The sequence below is a fragment of the Nostoc sp. genome (assembly GCF_036917655.1).
GTDB lineage: Bacteria > Cyanobacteriota > Cyanobacteriia > Cyanobacteriales > Nostocaceae > Nostoc.
Map to the genome: position 1 here is coordinate 17581 of NZ_JBALCY010000015.1, position 17096 is coordinate 34676.

Sequence of the window (17096 nt, forward strand, 5' to 3'; positions counted from 1 at the left end):
AAAAGTGTAGTGCATCAATTAAGAACCGCTATAGAGTGCTGCTACCCAATGAGTAAGCCTGCAAAAGGTTTTAGTAACTACGTAATGACTGTTAGCCGAGTCATATATAGCGCTTTTCGCTTTTGGGTTGAGTCCAATGACCTAACCCCCAACCCTTGTAGCGTTGGGGAGTAAGGTTCAAAGCCTCTCTCCTAAGAGAAGAGAGTCGAGTTATTGCATACAAACGAAAAATATAGCGGTTCCCTTTTGGATGCGACACGCCCTTGGGGCGCACATTTGTGCGCTCCAACCAAACGAAGAATTTAACTCATCAATACAAAGGTATTAACCACAATGAAAATATTAGTAACTGGCACAGAAGGCTATCTAGGTTCATTATTACCGCCTCTGTTAATTGAACGGGGACATGAAGTTATCGGTTTAGATACCGGTTTCTATAAAGTTGGTTGGCTGTACAACGCCAATGGGGTAACACCCAAAACCCTTAACAAAGATATCCGCAACATCACCCCTGAAGATTTGGAAGGTGTTGAAGCAATAGTTCACATGGCGGAACTCTCCAACGACCCAGCCGGACAATTGGCACCCAATATTACCTACGAAATTAATCATATAGGTTCAGTTCGTCTGGCTAGCCTGGCCAAGGCTATGGGTGTGCGTCGTTTTGTATATATGTCTTCGTGCAGTGTCTACGGTGTTGCTACCGCAGGTGATGTCACAGAAGAATCCCCAATTAATCCCCAAACAGCCTACGCAGAATGCAAAACTCTCGTAGAAAAAGATGTCAGACCACTCGCTGACGATGACTTCTCTCCCACTTTTATGCGGAATGCCACAGCCTTTGGTGCTTCTCCCAGGATGCGCTTTGATATTGTTTTAAACAACTTAGCAGGCTTGGCATGGACTAGTAAAGAAATCAAAATGACCAGTGATGGTACACCTTGGCGTCCATTAGTCCATGCACTGGATATTTGCAAAGCAATAGTCTGCGCCTTGGAAGCACCACGGGACATTGTACATAACCAAATCTTCAACGTGGGAGATACAGCAAACAACTATCGCGTCAAAGAAATCGCGGAAATTATTGCTGATATTTTTCCAGATTGTAAATTGTCCTTTGGTGACAACGGCTCAGATAACCGCAGCTATCGGGTATCCTTCGAGAAAATCAATACAATCCTCCCCGGATTTAAGTGTGATTGGAATGCCCAACTTGGTGCCCAGCAACTATTTGATTTATTCAGTCAAATACATATGGCTGAAGATACTTTCTTATTTAGAGGATTTACCCGCTTAAAGCAGCTAGAGTATCTAATTCGTACCGAGCAAATTGACAAAGATTTCTTTTGGAATAAAAAGTAGCTATTGGCTATTACTGTGTAAATAAATAATTTAATCAGAGAAATGGTTCCTAGTTTGTGCTTTAGCACTAAAGTGCAAACTACGAACCTATTAAATTAAAATTTACACACTAATAGCAGCACAGAAACATCAATATCTCCGAAATTAATAATATTTGATTCGGACTTATTTCATCCATAAAATTATTTGCAATCAGTGAGTTAAAATTTATGGCGAGCGCAAAATGTCGTTTTAGTGGTCAACCTCTACAGCAAACCTTTATTGATCTAGGAATGTCACCTTTAGCCAATGCGTATCTGACAGCAGAACAGCTAAATAATGCCGAAAAATTTTACCCTCTCCACGCTTATGTCTCTGAAGATACTCTCTTAGTTCAATTAGAACAGTTTGAAACTCCAGATCATATTTTCAGTGACTATGCTTACTTTTCTTCCTACTCGGTAAGTTGGCTAAAACATGCCAAGGCTTACGCCGATATGATGGTAGAAAAGTTTTGTTTTAATCATCATAATCAAATTATTGAAATTGCCAGCAACGACGGCTACTTACTGCAATATTTTTTAGAAAAGGGAATCCCAGTTTTAGGAATAGAACCAGCAGCAAATATCGCCAAGGTTGCTGAAGCTAGAGGCATTCCTAGTATCAACAAGTTTTTTGGAGTTGAAACTGCCAAAGAACTCGTGAGCCAAGGAAAACTAGCTGACCTTTTGATAGGTAATAATGTTTTAGCTCATGTACCGGATCTAAACGATTTCATCGCTGGCATGAAACTCATCCTCAAACCCAATGGCATTTTGACGATGGAGTTTCCTCACATTTTACAACTCATTCGAGAAAATCAGTTTGATACGATTTATCATGAGCATTTTTCTTACTTTTCATTCCTAACTATAGAAAATATCTTTGCAACGCACAACTTGCAACTTTTTGACGTAGAGGAATTATCAACTCATGGCGGTTCACTAAGAATTTATGCCAAACATGACCACGCTGATAATCCTAGCATTAATGAACGAGTTAACCATCTAAAAGCAAAAGAAATTGCCGCTGGACTGCATCGGATAGAGACTTACATTACATTCGCTGAAAAAGTCAAAGAAACAAAGCACAAGCTATTAAATTTTCTCTTGACAGCTAAAGCAGAAGGTAAATCAATCGCTGGTTATGGCGCACCAGCTAAAGGCAATACATTGCTCAATTACTGTGGGATTGGTAAAGATTTTATCGATTATACAGTAGATTGCAATCCCTACAAGCAGGGCTTATTTCTACCTGGAACTCATATTCCCATCTTTGAACCAGATAAAATCCGCGAAACTAAACCAGATTATCTCCTAATTTTACCTTGGAATCTCAAGGAGGAAATTATGGAACAAATGGCATTTATTGGCGAGTGGGGTGGACAGTTTGTAGTACCAATTCCTGAAGTCAAAATTTATCCATCTCCTGTTCCGGATAGGCTTTTAATAGCGTCGTAATTACTAAACATAAGCAAAAAAACGCCTCTAATTACTAATAATTTAATTATTTTAATAATAAGCAATATTTAAAGAGTAATTAAAAGGCGTATCCCCTGGAAAGTTTTTGTCACCAAAGCACAGAATTTTAGACTGGAAAGCAGCTTGTTAATTACTAATCTGCTGTTAATCCTGATTCTTATTAACTACAAATTTGAGTTAAATATGAATAAATTGCTTACCATCGCTATTCCTACATTCAATCGTGCCCAGCTTCTAGATAAACAACTTACTTGGTTAGCTAAAGCTATTAAAGGGTTTGAGTCTGACTGTGAAATCTTTATTTCTGATAACTGTTCTACAGATAATACCCAAGAAGTAATTAAAAAGTGGCAGTTAATTCTCAGTAACATCACATTTACGTCGAATAAAAATAGCGAGAATATCGGCGTAATGGGTAATATTGCTTGTTGCTTAAAAGCCCCAACCAGTAAATATGTTTGGACAATTGGTGATGATGATCCAATTCAGGAGAGAACCCTAGATTATGTGTTAACAACACTAAAAAAACATTCAGATTTAGCCCTAATGTTTTTAAATTTCTCTGGTCGCCAAAAAGGAACAGGTCAACTTGTTGTAGAACGCTGGTTAAATAGTGATAACGACGAACCGAGAGTTGATGGTAAAGCTGTATTCCAAGGTTATTTAAACGAAAATTTTGGTGGTGTACTGTTTATATCAGCAGCAATTTATCGTACAAATATAGTACAGCAAGCTTTACAAAAGTGGCCATCTGCTACTAGTAATTGGGCATCTCAAGCATATTGGACTGGGTTTTGTGCTGCTCATGGAAGTGTCATGGTTACTAAAGAGACTTATTTAGAATGTACTATGGGTGCTAGTCTTTTGGATCTTGATCCGACATGGAACTTTAGAATGCGATATGCTTACATTCCTGAAGTTTATATAAAACTACTAAAAGTAGGATATCCTCAGAAATTTTGTCAGCAAATGATTTGGCAGAATTTCCAACAAAAAACTGACTTGAAAATCTTATTAGGCGCTTTAAAACGTTGGCCTTTTTTGACAATAAAGATATTTATTCCTTACCTCCGTTTGTTAAGTATATCAGCTTGGGCAATTCTTTTTCCACCCAAGCAGCTAAGAACTAGCCTGTAATTTATTGTGTTCATTGCCAAGTTACTGTTAACACTACTTCTTGGCAATGAACATTCATATACCAATTTAATTACTATTTATTCCCATGCATAAATTACTGACCATTGCCATACCAACTTATAATCGTGCTGAGTTACTTGATAAACAGTTAGCATGGCTGGCTGAAGCTATCAAAGGTTATGAAGAGGACTGTGAAATTTTAGTTTCTGATAATTGTTCAATAGATAATACTCAGGAGGTGATAAAGAAATGGCAAGCAACACTTAGCTATATCACATTTAAATCAAATAAAAACTTCAAAAATTTAGGCGTAGTCAAAAATATTATGTATTGCCTAAATTCTACAACAACAAAATATGTCTGGACAATTGGTGATGATGACCCAATTCAAGATAGAGCTATTGCTTATGTGATTAGCAAACTCAAGCAACATGAAGAATTGTCATTATTGTTCCTTAACTTTTCCGGTCGGAACCAAATTACTGGTGAACCAGTTCATCCACCAAGAATTGTTGGTAATCGCTGGTTTGATATAGATAGTGAAGATGGTGATGGTGATGGTAAAGCTATATTTGAGCATTGTTTTTCAAAAAGTGTCGGCGCAGTTATTTTTCTGACTGCTACAGTCTACCGCACCGACCTAGTAAAACGCGCTCTACAAAATTGGCAAGATGCTGAGAATAACTGGATATCTTTAGCATATTTAGCTGGGTATTGTGCTGCTAATGGTAGTGTAATTGTCACTAAAGAGACTTATTTAGAATGTGTTGTTGGTGTGAGTTATTGGCAGAAAGAACCAAAATCTGCACTGTTAATGCAATACAAACACATACCCGAAGTGATTTTGAAATTGGAGCAGAGTGGATATTCTAAGCAGTTTTGTAGACGGATGCTTTTGCAGAACGGCAAAGAAGTCAACTTGAAAGTTTTCTTGGGTGCTTTAAGAAGATGGCCGATGTCCGCCATTAAAACAGTAGTTCCATTTTTGGCTTTAGTCAGCTTGTGTGCTTTTGATGTGATGGTTTCTAAAGAGTTCAGATTAGCAGAATCAACTGAAATATCTACTCAAGAAATACGGAGCTATAAGCCATAAACTACTAAATTGACTGATAAATATACATCAAAACTAGAAAGGATGTACAACATGTTTAGTGCAATTAAACGCAAAATATCTACACTGTTTTCTGACTTTGAATACTACGTAGCCCGTTTGAAGCATAGCAGAAATCTGCCAGCATTGGAAGGAAGCGATCGCCACATCCTTAATGCTCTCAAAAAAGATGGCGTTTGCGTCACAACACTGGCAGATTTAGCGTTAAATTCTAGCTCCGAACTGCTCAAAGCTGCTTACCATCAATTGTCTCAGATGGAAAATCCTAACAACGAACATCTAGATGAAAGGTTGCCCCAAATTTCCACAGTTACAGCGTTACCAGAATTTTATGCCTGGGCGATAGAGAAAAGACTGCTCAACATCATCGAAAATTATATCGGTCTTCCCATTGCTTTTCATGGTGTACATTTACGCAAAGATTTCAAGAGTAAACATCAGTTTGGGACGCTGCTATGGCATAGCGATGCAGAAGACCGTCGCATTATCAAAGTCTTTATTTACTTGAATGATGTAGAAAAAAAAACTGGGCCTTTTGAATACATTCCCCGCTCTTTAACTTCCTTATTTAGTTGGAATTATTTTCAGCTTTACTACAAACTTTGGAAAGCAGGCTACATCGGTATCGATGATGATGAAGTAAAACCAGTCATCCCCAAATCAGCTTGGAAATCCTGTCCAGGCCCAGCAGGTACAGTCATTCTTGTAGATACGAAAAATACTTTGCATCACGGCACAGTCCGCACAGAAGACCGATCGGCGCTATTCTTTTGTTACACCGCCAACCCTCCCGAACGACCAGACCTCTGCACCCAATACTGGGATGATACTTATCCCAGAGCAGAGTTACGTTCTGCATCAGATGCAGTTAAAATTCCGACTTAATACCCTTTCGTAGGGTGTGTTAGCCACAGCATAAAGCACCGAAAATAGCTCAATATTCATCTCAAAGGAATCATATGATTTTCACTGAAACCGCACTCAAAGACGCATTTATTATTGATTTAGAAGAAAAGCCAGACCACCGTGGTTTTTTTGCTCGGTCTTTCTGCGCTCAAGAATTTGAAGCACATGGATTAAAGCCAACAGTTGCCCAATGTAACCTGTCTTTTAACTACAAAAAAGGCACTATCCGGGGAATGCACTATCAAATTCTGCCAGCAGCAGAAACAAAATTAATTCGCTGTACTAAAGGCGCTATTTATGACGTAATTATTGATATGCGTCCTGAATCTCCCAGCTTTTTATCACACATTGGTGTAGAACTAACCCCAGAAAACCGCCGCGCTTTGTATGTTCCAGAAATGTTTGCTCATGGCTATCAAGCACTCACAGATGAGACTGAAGTCGTATATCAAGTGGGTGAATTTTACACGCCAGGGTATGAGAGAGGCTTACGCTATGACGACTCATTCTTTAATATTGATTGGCCTCTAGATGTGACTGAAATATCCGATAAAGATTTAAGTTGGCCTTTGTTGAGAATGATGACTGTTGGCGGCACTTCCAGATAGCTATAGGCTCTTTATCGGCGCCTTTATGTGAGGGTAAAATAATTAATTTGGGTAGAAATAAATGCAAAATACAATTCTATCTCGTGTCGGTAATACTATCTCTTTTGTCTCCAAGAAAGTCCAAGCTCGCATCAATTACGCTAAGAGCTTACAAGTTGTTTCCCTAAAGCCTAAACAGCCTTCCAAAGGAAATGTACTTCTTTCTTATCGGATTGAACCATTTCTCATAAAACCAGGTCAGCCTATCCCCAATGACCAGAGTTGGAACTGGGAATGTCTACTAATCGCCCAAACTTTTTTAGACCTGGGCTATAATGTTGATGTCATCCAATTCCACAATGATAAATTCGTTCCTCAAAAAGACTACGCATTTTTTATTGATATTCGTCATCGTCTAGAAGCGCTTGCACCAAAACTGAATAAAGATTGCATCAAGATTTTCCATGTTGACATTGCTAATATGGTGTTTCGCAATGCAGCTGAATGCAACAGACTTCTAGAACTCCAACAGCGCAGAGGTATTACCTTACGTCCACAGCGATTTGAGACGCCCAACTTGGGAATTGAATATGCCGATTACGCTACCGTATTGGGCAACAATTTCACAGTTGATACATTCAAATATGCCAACAAACCAATGTATCGTATTCCCATTTCTTCGTCACTGGTTTATCCCTCTCCCGACGAGAAAGATTTTGAAGCGGTAAGAAAGCGTTTCCTATGGTTTGGTGGTAGTGCTTTAGTTCTCAAAGGATTAGACTTAGTTTTAGATGCCTTTGCCCAAATGCCGGAATACCATTTAACAGTTTGTGGCCCGGTAAGTAATGACAAAGAGTTTGAGCAAGCTTTCTATAAAGAACTATACGAAACACCGAATATTCATACCTATGGTTGGATTGATGTTAGCAGCCCTGACTTTTTAAAGGTTACAAATAATTGTTTAGGACTTGTTTATCCTTCCGTTTCAGAGGGACAGGCAGGTGCAGTAATAACTAGCTTGCAAGCCGGATTAATTCCGATTTTAAGCTATGAATCTGGTGTAGATGTTCATGATTTTGGTGTGATTTTCGATAATCTTTCCCTTGAAGAAATTAAGGCGAAAGTTAGAAGCATTTCCAATTTGCCTGTAGAAGACCTAAAGCTTATGTCTCGTCAGGCTTGGGAATATGCTAGAGCAAATCATACCAAAGAAAAGTTTGCCCAAGCCTATAGAAATGCTGTGGAGCAAATTATCGCAAATCACAGCCAGAAAAAACAGACTGGTTTTATAGCATCTAGCAAACAAGCAGTTAGTAGCCATCACTAATCCTAATTCACCGTGAAAATGTACTTAATATTTAGCAAGTGATCATTTCTTTGACTTTTCATGTAATGCGGAAAAGACCTAACCCCCTACCCTACAAGGGAAGGGGAAAATTCAAAGCCTCTCCCGTAGAAGCTACGGTGTACACACAAGTCCTAAAAACCTAGCTTGATTAGGCTTGACTCGTTCCCATGCTCTGCATGAGGAATGCATTCATTGAGTCTCTGACTCAATATCTGACTGGAGGCAGCAGCCTCTAATCAACCATTCCTAGCTTTGCATGGGAACGAGAGAACAAGGAGAAATGAGAAATCGAGCTTTTTTCGACTTGTGTGTACACCGTAGCCCGTAGAAGGGGAGAGGAATGGAAGTGAGGTTTTTTAAATCCCGTGAAAAGTAAGGATCATTGGTAACAAATTATTAAGTGCAAGTTTATAGAGAATTTGTATCACAACCAACAGTTCCAAAAAGGAGTTTAGTTCATGATTATTATCGATCGCGCCTTACAAGCCCGTGCAGCAGCAGGAAATCCTATCAAAGTGGGAATGATTGGTGCTGGTTTTATGGGTCGAGGAATTGCCAACCAAATTGTCAATTCAGTGCCAGGAATGGAGTTAGTTGCTATCTCCAATCGTCAGATTGATGCAGCTAAACAAGCTTATTCGGAAGCAGGAATTGAGGATATTCAAGTTGTTGCAACTGTCAGCGAATTAGAAGATGCGATCGCTAACGGTAAGTATGCAGTCACAGAAGACGCTAAGTTACTGTGTCGGGCTGAGGGTATTGACGCACTAATCGAAGTCACAGGTGCGGTGGAATTTGGCGCTCACATCGTAATGGAAGCGATCGCCCATTGCAAACATGTGATTATGATGAATGCCGAACTCGACGGCACTATTGGCCCCATCCTCAAAGTCTATGCTGACAAAGCAGGTGTCATTCTCAGCGCCTGTGATGGCGATCAGCCAGGGGTGCAAATGAACCTCTACCGTTTTGTAAAAAGCATTGGTTTAACTCCGTTATTGTGCGGTAACATTAAAGGACTCCAAGACCCCTATCGCAATCCCACCACCCAGGAAGGATTTGCTAAACGTTGGGGTCAAAAGCCCCATATGGTGGCTAGCTTCGCAGACGGAACCAAAATTTCCTTTGAGCAAGCGATCGTAGCCAATGCCACAGGCATGAAAGTCGCCAAACGGGGAATGTTGGGATATGACTTCAACGGTTATGTCGAGGAAATGACCCATTTATATGATGTTGAACAACTCAAAGAAATGGGCGGCATTGTCGATTATGTAGTTGGAGCAAAACCAGGCCCAGGCGTATATGTATTTGCCACTCACGACGACCCCAAGCAACGCCACTATCTCAACTTATACAAATTAGGCGAAGGCCCTCTTTACAGCTTCTATACTCCTTATCACCTCTGTCATTTTGAAGTTCCCTTGTCCGTAGCGCGTGCTGTCCTGTTCGGTGATGCCGTTATGTCTCCACTCGCAGGCCCGCTAGTAGATGTTGTCACCACCGCGAAAATTGACCTGAAAGCAGGAGAAACCCTGGATGGCATCGGCTACTACATGACCTACGGACAATGTGAAAATTCCCCCATCGTCCAACAGCAAAATCTCCTACCAATTGGTTTAGCCGAAGGATGTCGCCTGAAACGAGATATTACTAAGGATCAAGTCCTCACATACGAGGATGTAGAATTACCTGAAGGCAGACTCTGCGACCAACTAAGAACTGAGCAAAACACTTATTTCGCCTCAGAAAAAATCTTGGTAGCAGTTGGGTAATATCGATTCCAAAAATATTTGCAACAAATGAATTGGCTGTAGGGGCGTACAGCTGTACGCCCCTAATACGTTTCGGATCAGATCCCTCCGCCTGCGGCGACCCCCTTAAAAAAGGGGTAAAGATCAGAAAAAGTCCCCCTTAAAAAGGGGGGTTGGGGGGATCTCCGAAGCCCCTACCAACGTATTTGTAGCAAGAATTTCGTGAAAACGTATTTGTAGCAAGAATTTCGTGAAGAGGATAGGAAGTTATACTGCTGAACACTAAAGTTGTTGATAGTAACTTGCTGGGGAGCGTTGAAATAAACCTGATCGAAACTTTAGGTCAAATTCATGAAAATTGCTCTAGTCCATGATTATTTAACCCAGCGAGGTGGGGCAGAGCGTGTGTTTGAACTGCTTTGTAAGCGCTATCCTGAAGCAGATATTTTCACATCTTTGTACGATCCACAAAAAACTATTGATCTAGGCGATCGCATAGTTAATACAACCTTCTTGCAAAAGATTCCCTATGCAGCAAAATATTTCAGGTCGATGGCTCCTCTATATTTTCCTGCCTTTCGTGCCTTGGATTTGCAAGACTACGATTTAATTATTAGTAGTAGCACCAGCTTCGCCAAAGCAGTGCGAAAAAATCCCAATGCCCGCCACATTTGCTTTTGCCATAATGTCACCCGTTTCTTATGGGATACAGCAACATACTTAAGAGAATACGGAGACTATAGATATTTTGCTCCTTTAATTGAACAAGTATTCCAAGTAATGAGAAAGGTAGACCTGAAATATGCACAGGAACCTGACCTTTACATTGCTAATTCTAGTGTTGTTGCCCGCCGGATTGAAAATATTTATGGCAAAAAGGCAATGATGGTGAACTATCCAATTGATACTAGTAAATTTCTTTTTTCAGATATAAAAGATGAATATTATCTGGCCTCAGCCCGGATGATCAGCTATAAGCGTCTTGATATAATAGTGGAAGCTTTCAATTGGCTGGGATGGCGGTTATTAATATCAGGTGATGGGCCAGAACAAGCACGGTTAAAATCCAAAGCATTACAAAATATTGAGTTCTTGGGACACGTAAGTGATAGAACCCGCAAAGACTTGTTTTCCAAAGCCAAGTCTATTATTGTCGCAGCCCTAGAAGACTACGGATTAGTTCCAGTAGAGGCTAATGCTAGCGGCACACCAGTCATCGCCTATGGAGCCGGTGGAGTATTAGATACTCAAATACCAGGTGAAACAGGAGTCTTTTTCAAAAGACAAACACCTGAATCTTTACAAGTTGCATTACTAGAAGCCAAGAGTATTTCTTGGAATTACGATCGCATCCGTAATCATGCAGTAGCAAACTTTTCAGAGAATGCATTCTTTGGTAAAGTTGAGCAAATTATTAACCAAGCTTGTGGCGTGCATCAATTATTCATTTGATTCCCTAATCTTTTCCCCCTATAAGATTACCTATTTATTTTTCTCTCTCCTTCTTGGCGTCCTTCTCTAACGAGACGCTGCGCGTTGGCGTCAGCCTCTCGCAGAAAAGGTGGTTCGGAAAAAAAATAGGTATTCTTCGGAGAATCTCTTAGCGTAAATCTTGTTGGCATAGCCTTTCGTAGAAAAGACAAGGATAATAAAAGTGGTTCAAACTAGTCTAAATCCTCAGATAACTCCAGCTTCTGAAACTGAACCAAGTTACGGACAATTGTTTGCCGTATTTGTGCGAAGATTTCCTTGGTTCTTAGCAGTATTAATTAGTTCTATTGCTATTGCAGGTATGGTAACTTTTAAAACAAAACCTACTTATAAAAGTTCGATGCAACTGCTAGTAGAACCTAACTATCAAGGTAAGACAGAAGGTGCTGGGTTAGATAACCAGTTTACCGACTCTAATGTTGTGATAGATACTGCAACTCAGCTTAACTTGATGCAGAGTTCAGGACTTATTCAAAAAGCAGTTGAGAAACTTCAGTCTGATTATCCCGACATAACTTCATCTGAAATTAAAGCTTCTTTGGTCTTAACTCAATTAAGGAGCAAAGAAGATAATGTAGCTACTAAAATATTTCAAGTTGAATACACCGCTGGAGATCCAGAAAAGACACAAAAAGTTCTGGGTGCAATTCGACAAGTTTATGTGGAATATAACAAAGAACAACAGAATTCGCGTTTACAAAAAGGTCTACAAATTATCAGGGAACAGTTAAGTAAAGCCAGTGAAGAAGTAAACGCATCTGAGGCAAATTTACAAAGGTTTCGGAGAAATCAGAACTTAATTGATCCAGAGTCACAAGCCAAAGCTATTGAAACAGGTTTGAACAATATTGCCCAAGAACGACAGACAACTCGTTCTCAGTATGAGGAAGCTTTGGCACGCCAAAAATCTTTGGAAGAACAACTCAACCGTTCTCCTCAGAATGCTCTAGTTGCTTCTCGTCTGAGTCAGTCTACTCGCTATCAAGGCTTACTAAACGAAATCCAAAAAACCGAGCTGGCACTAGCACAAGAACGCTTACGCTTTACAGATCAGACTCCGAGTGTGCAAAAGCTCAAAGAACAGCTTCAGAGTCAGAAGGAATTATTGCAACAAGAAGTAGGAAGAACTTTAGGCGGAAAGTCTACTGGTGGATTCACTTCTGGAGACTCTCTTCTTGAAAAAGGACAACTTGGCCAAATTGATCTTAGCCTTGCTGGTCAGTTAGTAGAAACGCAGACAACTATAGTTTCTTTAACTGCTCGCGATCAAACTTTGGCCCAAAAAGAAAATGAGATGCGTTTGGAAATTAAACGCTTCCCACCTCTGTTAGCTTATTACAATCGGATGCTACCGCAGTTGCAATTTAGTCGTGAAAGGTTAGAGCAACTTTTAAGAGCAGAACAGCAATTGCGGCAAGAACTTTCCAAGGGTGGATTTAATTGGGAAGTTGTAGAAGATCCCCAAAAAGGCGCACAATTAGGCCCCAATCTCCAGCAGAACTTGCTGTTAGGTGGAGTGGTTGGGTTTATGTTAGGAGGTATTGCTGCCTTTATTCGGGAATCGGCTGATGATGCAGTTCACACCACTGCTGAGTTAGAAAAGCAAATGGCCATGCCGTTGTTGGGAACAACTCCCAAGTTACCGCCAGCCAAACCCAGAGAATCAATGATCAAGTTGCCTTTTGGTAAGCCAGAAGTTCTCGCCCCCTGGACAATTCAGGTATTGCAATCTCCACCGCGTTGGGAATCGCTGGATCTGATTTACAAGAACATTGAACTTTTAAATACTGTTACTAACTTGAAATCTTTGATGATTACCTCAGCTTTAGCCGATGAGGGTAAATCAGCTTTGGCATTAGGTTTGGCAATGAGTGCTGCTCGTTTACACAAAAAGGTGTTGCTAATTGATGCTAATTTACGTAATCCCAGTCTGCACGAACAACTGAATCTTCCTAATGAACAGGGGCTTTCAACTCTACTGGCGAGTGATGCAACTCTACCCAACCAAATTAGTCTTCAATACTCAGGTTCTGCCTACATCGATATTTTGACTGCTGGCCCCAAACCTACTGATCCAGCTAATCTGTTGAGTTCCCCTCGGATGATGCAATTGATGGCAGCTTTTGAGGAAAACTATGATTTGGTACTGATAGATGCTCCCCCAGTTCTCGGCTTGGTGGATGCCATGCTTACGGCATCATCTTGTCGTAGTGTGATCATGGTGGCAAGCATTGGTATTGTAACGCGAAGTCAGCTTACTCAAGCTACAGCCATGTTAAGTAAGTTAAATCTGATTGGGGTTGTAGCTAACGGGGTATCAAACTCTAGCATTAATTACGTACCCAATATCAAACAACAGCAATTAGCTCTACGCCAAGCTGTGGAAAAATAGCTAGTACGGCTACGATATAGCCGTTCTCGGCCCTTGTGAGGTACAAGAACCCCACCCCCAACCCCCTCCCCGCTCTTCGAGAGGGGACTATGATGTACCTCATGTGATTGGGAAATGCTATAGATCCCCGACTTCTTAGAGAAGTCGGGGATCTAATTAGTTGAAATACAACACTCGGTAGGATAGCACAGCTGTCCTACCCTGCTTTTTTATGAACAAAATTTAATTTTATTGCTATCAGGAAAATTTCAGCATATTTATGCTATCTTCATGGGTTGTCAGAGAAATAACTGGCTATTTAAAGAGTAAATAAAGAATTTATTTGAGCGATCGCTATTTCTACATAGTCTTATATTCTAGAGATTAAAGCACCTTAAAAAAGGCTAGAAGACAAGAGTGGACTGGTTTTGTTAATATCGACACAACAAACACCTCAGCGCAATTAAACGTAGATATAGATTCATGGGTAATTTCCCTCTACATTTTTCTACTGTCAGTAGTTACCGGAAAATCCCGATTGCCCATGAATATTGATAGTAGCGTTGATTGCTACCTATGTGATTAGTCTCTGTCTAATTTGTATATCTCTACACCAGCAGAATTCTGCACGATATGTGCTTGGCTGAGTGGCAAATAGTACTAACATATTTTTGCCCTCAATTATCTCCAACTTTTTGGACTTACAACAAGATGCGGATTTGGGTCTTTGGCATTGATAGCCTTTGATAACTCCTCAGCAATTCACTTCTGTATAATCCCAAAGACATATGACAACTTCAATAATTCCAACTCTAGAAAATTTATATGATGTAACCCAGCAACACCAAGATAATCGTGGGTACTGCACACTCCATTGGCGACGGGGTAAACTGTTGGTGAAGCCATTGGGACGAGTTAAACAACCATATCTGCCTTCATTAGATAGTAAGCGATCGCTAGTAGAATGCTTACAACATTCTCCTGTAAGTTTGGTAAGCATAGATCCAAAATTGGGTGAAACTTTGCTCAGGTTTTGGGCAGATGGATGTGAAGAAGCTCAAAAACCAATATTCCTAAGCATACCCGCTGGCAATAAACTGCCTAACCAACCCTTGAGACAATTGCAGCGACTAATTGATTGGATTGCTGCTTTAGTGTTGCTGCTATTAGTAAGTCCAGTCATATTGGGATTGATTGTATTAATGCAGGTTTACTCGCCAGGGTCACTTTTTTGCCGTGAGTGGCGGGTTGGAGAACGGGGTAAACTCTTTCGGGCGATTAGGTTTCGCACGCACAACATTACACCGCTAGGGCGTTGGATGGGTAAATACAATCTCGACAATCTGCCCCAGTTATTGAATGTGCTGCGGGGTGACATGAGTTTGACTAAATCTCGTTGTTGGACTTTAGAAGATGCAGTACAGCTAAATAAACTACCAGAAATTAAGGCTTCATGGGAAGTAGAGGCACAGTCTCACCTGTTACATCTGGATAGCCAAACACTGTAATTTATCTGTGCGGTAACTGATGGTTTCATCTGCCGCACTGAGGCTAAAGCAAAAATTGGTTGCGTCTTATCTATAGCGGTTTATCTACCTTGCCAAACTATTATGATAAAATTCATGCATTTCCAACTTCCTCAACAACTCCGTAGTCTGCTCAAAGCTAGCAGCTTCTGGCAGGACAACTATTTGATATTGCGAGAATTTAAACACTTTCGCAAAATTGCAACTTTAGCTCTGATATTCTCAGTGTTGGCGGCAACTTTTGAAGGTGTGAGTATTGGTTTTTTACTTTCCTTTTTGCAAAGCTTAACTAGTCCCAACGCTCAACCTGTTCAGACAGGAATACACTGGTTTGATATCTGGATTTTGGGAGCTAAGACATCGGCAATTAATCGTCTGTACCGCGTATCTTTGCTGATTTTATTGAGTACTTGGTTACGTGCAACCTTTAATTACTTTTCCCAAGTCTACACTGAATTATCTCAACTACATCTTGCCGATCGCTTACGTAAGCAAATTTTTGAGCAGTTACAAGCTTTATCGCTAAGTTACTTTGCCAAAACTCGTTCTGGTGAACTAATTAACACAATTACCACAGAAATCGAAAGGATCAGACAGGGTTTCAGTGGCGGAGCTTTTTTAGTAACTAGAGGACTAACAACTTTTGTCTACTTAATATCAATGTTTTTGATATCATGGCAACTGACGCTGATATCAGCATTACTATTTACACTTTTAGGTGTGGGATTGTCTAATCTGAATGCTAGAGTCAGAGAATCAAGTTTTGGTATGACAACTGCTAATGCTAATTTTACATCAACAGCCATAGAATTTATTAATGGTATTCGCACTGTTCACTCCTGTGGGACTCAAGAATTTGAGCGTCAGCGTTACTACAAAGCTAGCGACAAGGTAATAAGTACTACAACAAAAGTTGTATTTACCTGGACACTTGTTAAGCCAATTGCCGAAGGGGTAGCGACTACGGTATTGATCGGAATGATTATTTTGGCGTTCACTAGCCTTGTTACCAATGGAACGCTACAAGTTGCTTCTTTACTAACCTTTTTCTTTGTGCTATTTCGCTTCATACCATTTGTTCAAGATATTAATGGCACGAGAGCATATCTCAGCACTTTACATGGTTCAGCGGACAACATTAAAAATCTGTTGAAAAGTGATGATAAATATTACTTTCAAAATGGAAAAGTTGAGTTTAAGGGTTTAAAAAGGTCAATAGATTTAGTCTCTGTGGATTTTGGCTACGATGATGAAAATATAGTGCTACATAATATTACCCTGACTATTGAAAAGGGAAAAATGACAGCATTAGTTGGGGCATCTGGTGCTGGTAAAACAACCCTTGCTGATTTAATTCCCCGATTTTATAATGCTACAGATGGAAACCTTTATATGGATGAAGTTGATGTGCGGCAGTTTGAAATTAACTCCCTACGTCGTAAAATAGCTGTTGTCAGTCAGGATACTTTTATCTTCAATACTAATGTTTGGCAGAATATTTCTTACGGGACTCCAGAAGCTACTAATGATGAAATTAAAGAAGCTGCTAAACTAGCGAATGCACTAGAATTTATTTTGGAAATGCCTGAAGGTTTTGATACCCAATTAGGAGATCGGGGTGTTAGATTATCTGGAGGACAAAGACAGCGAATTGCTATAGCGCGGGCTTTACTTCGGAACCCAGAAATTTTGATTTTAGATGAGGCAACTAGCGCCTTAGATTCTGTATCTGAGCGCTTAATTCAAGATTCATTAGAAAAGCTATCTGTTGGGAAAACAGTAGTTGCGATCGCTCACCGTCTTTCTACCATTTCTAAAGCTGATAAAGTTGTAGTACTAGAAAAAGGACGAATAGTAGAGCAAGGTAAGTATCAAGAACTCTTGGAACTCAAAGGTAAACTTTGGAAATATCATCAAATGCAGTATGAAGTAAGGCAATCAGATTAGAAATAATATCCAATTACCAAAATACTTGGAATATATAAATCGGCTGTATATCCCTACAGC

The 17096-nt window shown here is 40.1% G+C and carries 12 protein-coding genes; all 12 read left to right on the forward strand.

From position 1 onward, the window contains the following. Positions 1-333 precede the first annotated feature (333 nt). The 12 genes from V7K30_RS08935 to hepA all read left to right on the forward strand — a co-directional run bounded on the left by V7K30_RS08935 (position 334) and on the right by hepA (position 17036). Positions 334-1362, forward strand: a complete 1029-nt coding sequence (locus V7K30_RS08935) for an NAD-dependent epimerase/dehydratase family protein (protein ID WP_334998735.1) — start codon at positions 334-336, stop codon at positions 1360-1362. A gap of 209 nt (positions 1363-1571) precedes the next feature. Further along, positions 1572-2840 (forward strand): class I SAM-dependent methyltransferase, encoded by a 1269-nt coding sequence (locus V7K30_RS08940; protein WP_334998736.1) that lies wholly within the window; start codon positions 1572-1574, stop codon positions 2838-2840. 204 nt (positions 2841-3044) lie between these two features. Then, on the forward strand, positions 3045-3998 hold the full coding sequence (locus tag V7K30_RS08945; protein ID WP_334998737.1) for a glycosyltransferase family 2 protein: 954 nt from the start codon (positions 3045-3047) through the stop codon (positions 3996-3998). 85 nt (positions 3999-4083) lie between these two features. Further along, positions 4084-5091: a glycosyltransferase family 2 protein gene (locus tag V7K30_RS08950; protein WP_334998738.1), complete on the forward strand. Its 1008-nt coding sequence runs from the start codon at positions 4084-4086 to the stop codon at positions 5089-5091. A 51-nt stretch (positions 5092-5142) separates the two neighbouring features. Then, entirely contained in the window at positions 5143-5994 is an 852-nt protein-coding gene (locus V7K30_RS08955; RefSeq protein ID WP_334998739.1) for a phytanoyl-CoA dioxygenase, read from the forward strand. Positions 5995-6068: 74 nt separating this feature from the next. Next, on the forward strand, positions 6069-6623 hold the full coding sequence (gene rfbC / locus V7K30_RS08960) for a dTDP-4-dehydrorhamnose 3,5-epimerase (protein WP_334998740.1): 555 nt from the start codon (positions 6069-6071) through the stop codon (positions 6621-6623). 61 nt (positions 6624-6684) lie between these two features. Continuing rightward, complete coding sequence (locus tag V7K30_RS08965) at positions 6685-7929, forward strand: glycosyltransferase (RefSeq protein ID WP_334998741.1); 1245 nt, start codon at positions 6685-6687, stop codon at positions 7927-7929. A 479-nt stretch (positions 7930-8408) separates the two neighbouring features. After that, on the forward strand, positions 8409-9722 hold the full coding sequence (locus V7K30_RS08970; protein WP_334998742.1) for an NAD(P)H-dependent oxidoreductase: 1314 nt from the start codon (positions 8409-8411) through the stop codon (positions 9720-9722). A 330-nt stretch (positions 9723-10052) separates the two neighbouring features. Next, positions 10053-11153, forward strand: coding sequence for a glycosyltransferase (locus tag V7K30_RS08975; RefSeq protein ID WP_334998743.1), 1101 nt, complete (start codon positions 10053-10055; stop codon positions 11151-11153). A 202-nt stretch (positions 11154-11355) separates the two neighbouring features. Beyond that, positions 11356-13584 carry a GumC family protein gene (locus tag V7K30_RS08980; RefSeq protein WP_334998744.1) on the forward strand — a complete coding sequence of 743 codons (2229 nt, stop codon included), beginning with the start codon at positions 11356-11358 and terminating at the stop codon, positions 13582-13584. Positions 13585-14351: 767 nt separating this feature from the next. Continuing rightward, a complete protein-coding gene (hepC, locus tag V7K30_RS08985; RefSeq protein WP_334998745.1) occupies positions 14352-15071 on the forward strand; it encodes a heterocyst development glycosyltransferase HepC in 720 nt (239 codons plus the stop codon). A 114-nt stretch (positions 15072-15185) separates the two neighbouring features. Next, positions 15186-17036, forward strand: a complete 1851-nt coding sequence (hepA, locus tag V7K30_RS08990) for a heterocyst formation ABC transporter subunit HepA (protein ID WP_334998746.1) — start codon at positions 15186-15188, stop codon at positions 17034-17036. Positions 17037-17096 lie beyond the last annotated feature (60 nt).

Coding starts and splice junctions, on each gene's coding strand:
- hepC (WP_334998745.1), top strand. CDS start 14,352: ATGACAACTTCAATAATTCCAACTCTAGAAAATTTATATGATGTAACC.
- V7K30_RS08935 (WP_334998735.1), top strand. CDS start 334: ATGAAAATATTAGTAACTGGCACAGAAGGCTATCTAGGTTCATTATTA.
- V7K30_RS08950 (WP_334998738.1), top strand. CDS start 4,084: ATGCATAAATTACTGACCATTGCCATACCAACTTATAATCGTGCTGAG.
- V7K30_RS08975 (WP_334998743.1), top strand. CDS start 10,053: ATGAAAATTGCTCTAGTCCATGATTATTTAACCCAGCGAGGTGGGGCA.
- V7K30_RS08965 (WP_334998741.1), top strand. CDS start 6,685: ATGCAAAATACAATTCTATCTCGTGTCGGTAATACTATCTCTTTTGTC.
- rfbC (WP_334998740.1), top strand. CDS start 6,069: ATGATTTTCACTGAAACCGCACTCAAAGACGCATTTATTATTGATTTA.
- V7K30_RS08955 (WP_334998739.1), top strand. CDS start 5,143: ATGTTTAGTGCAATTAAACGCAAAATATCTACACTGTTTTCTGACTTT.
- V7K30_RS08970 (WP_334998742.1), top strand. CDS start 8,409: ATGATTATTATCGATCGCGCCTTACAAGCCCGTGCAGCAGCAGGAAAT.
- hepA (WP_334998746.1), top strand. CDS start 15,186: ATGCATTTCCAACTTCCTCAACAACTCCGTAGTCTGCTCAAAGCTAGC.
- V7K30_RS08945 (WP_334998737.1), top strand. CDS start 3,045: ATGAATAAATTGCTTACCATCGCTATTCCTACATTCAATCGTGCCCAG.
- V7K30_RS08940 (WP_334998736.1), top strand. CDS start 1,572: ATGGCGAGCGCAAAATGTCGTTTTAGTGGTCAACCTCTACAGCAAACC.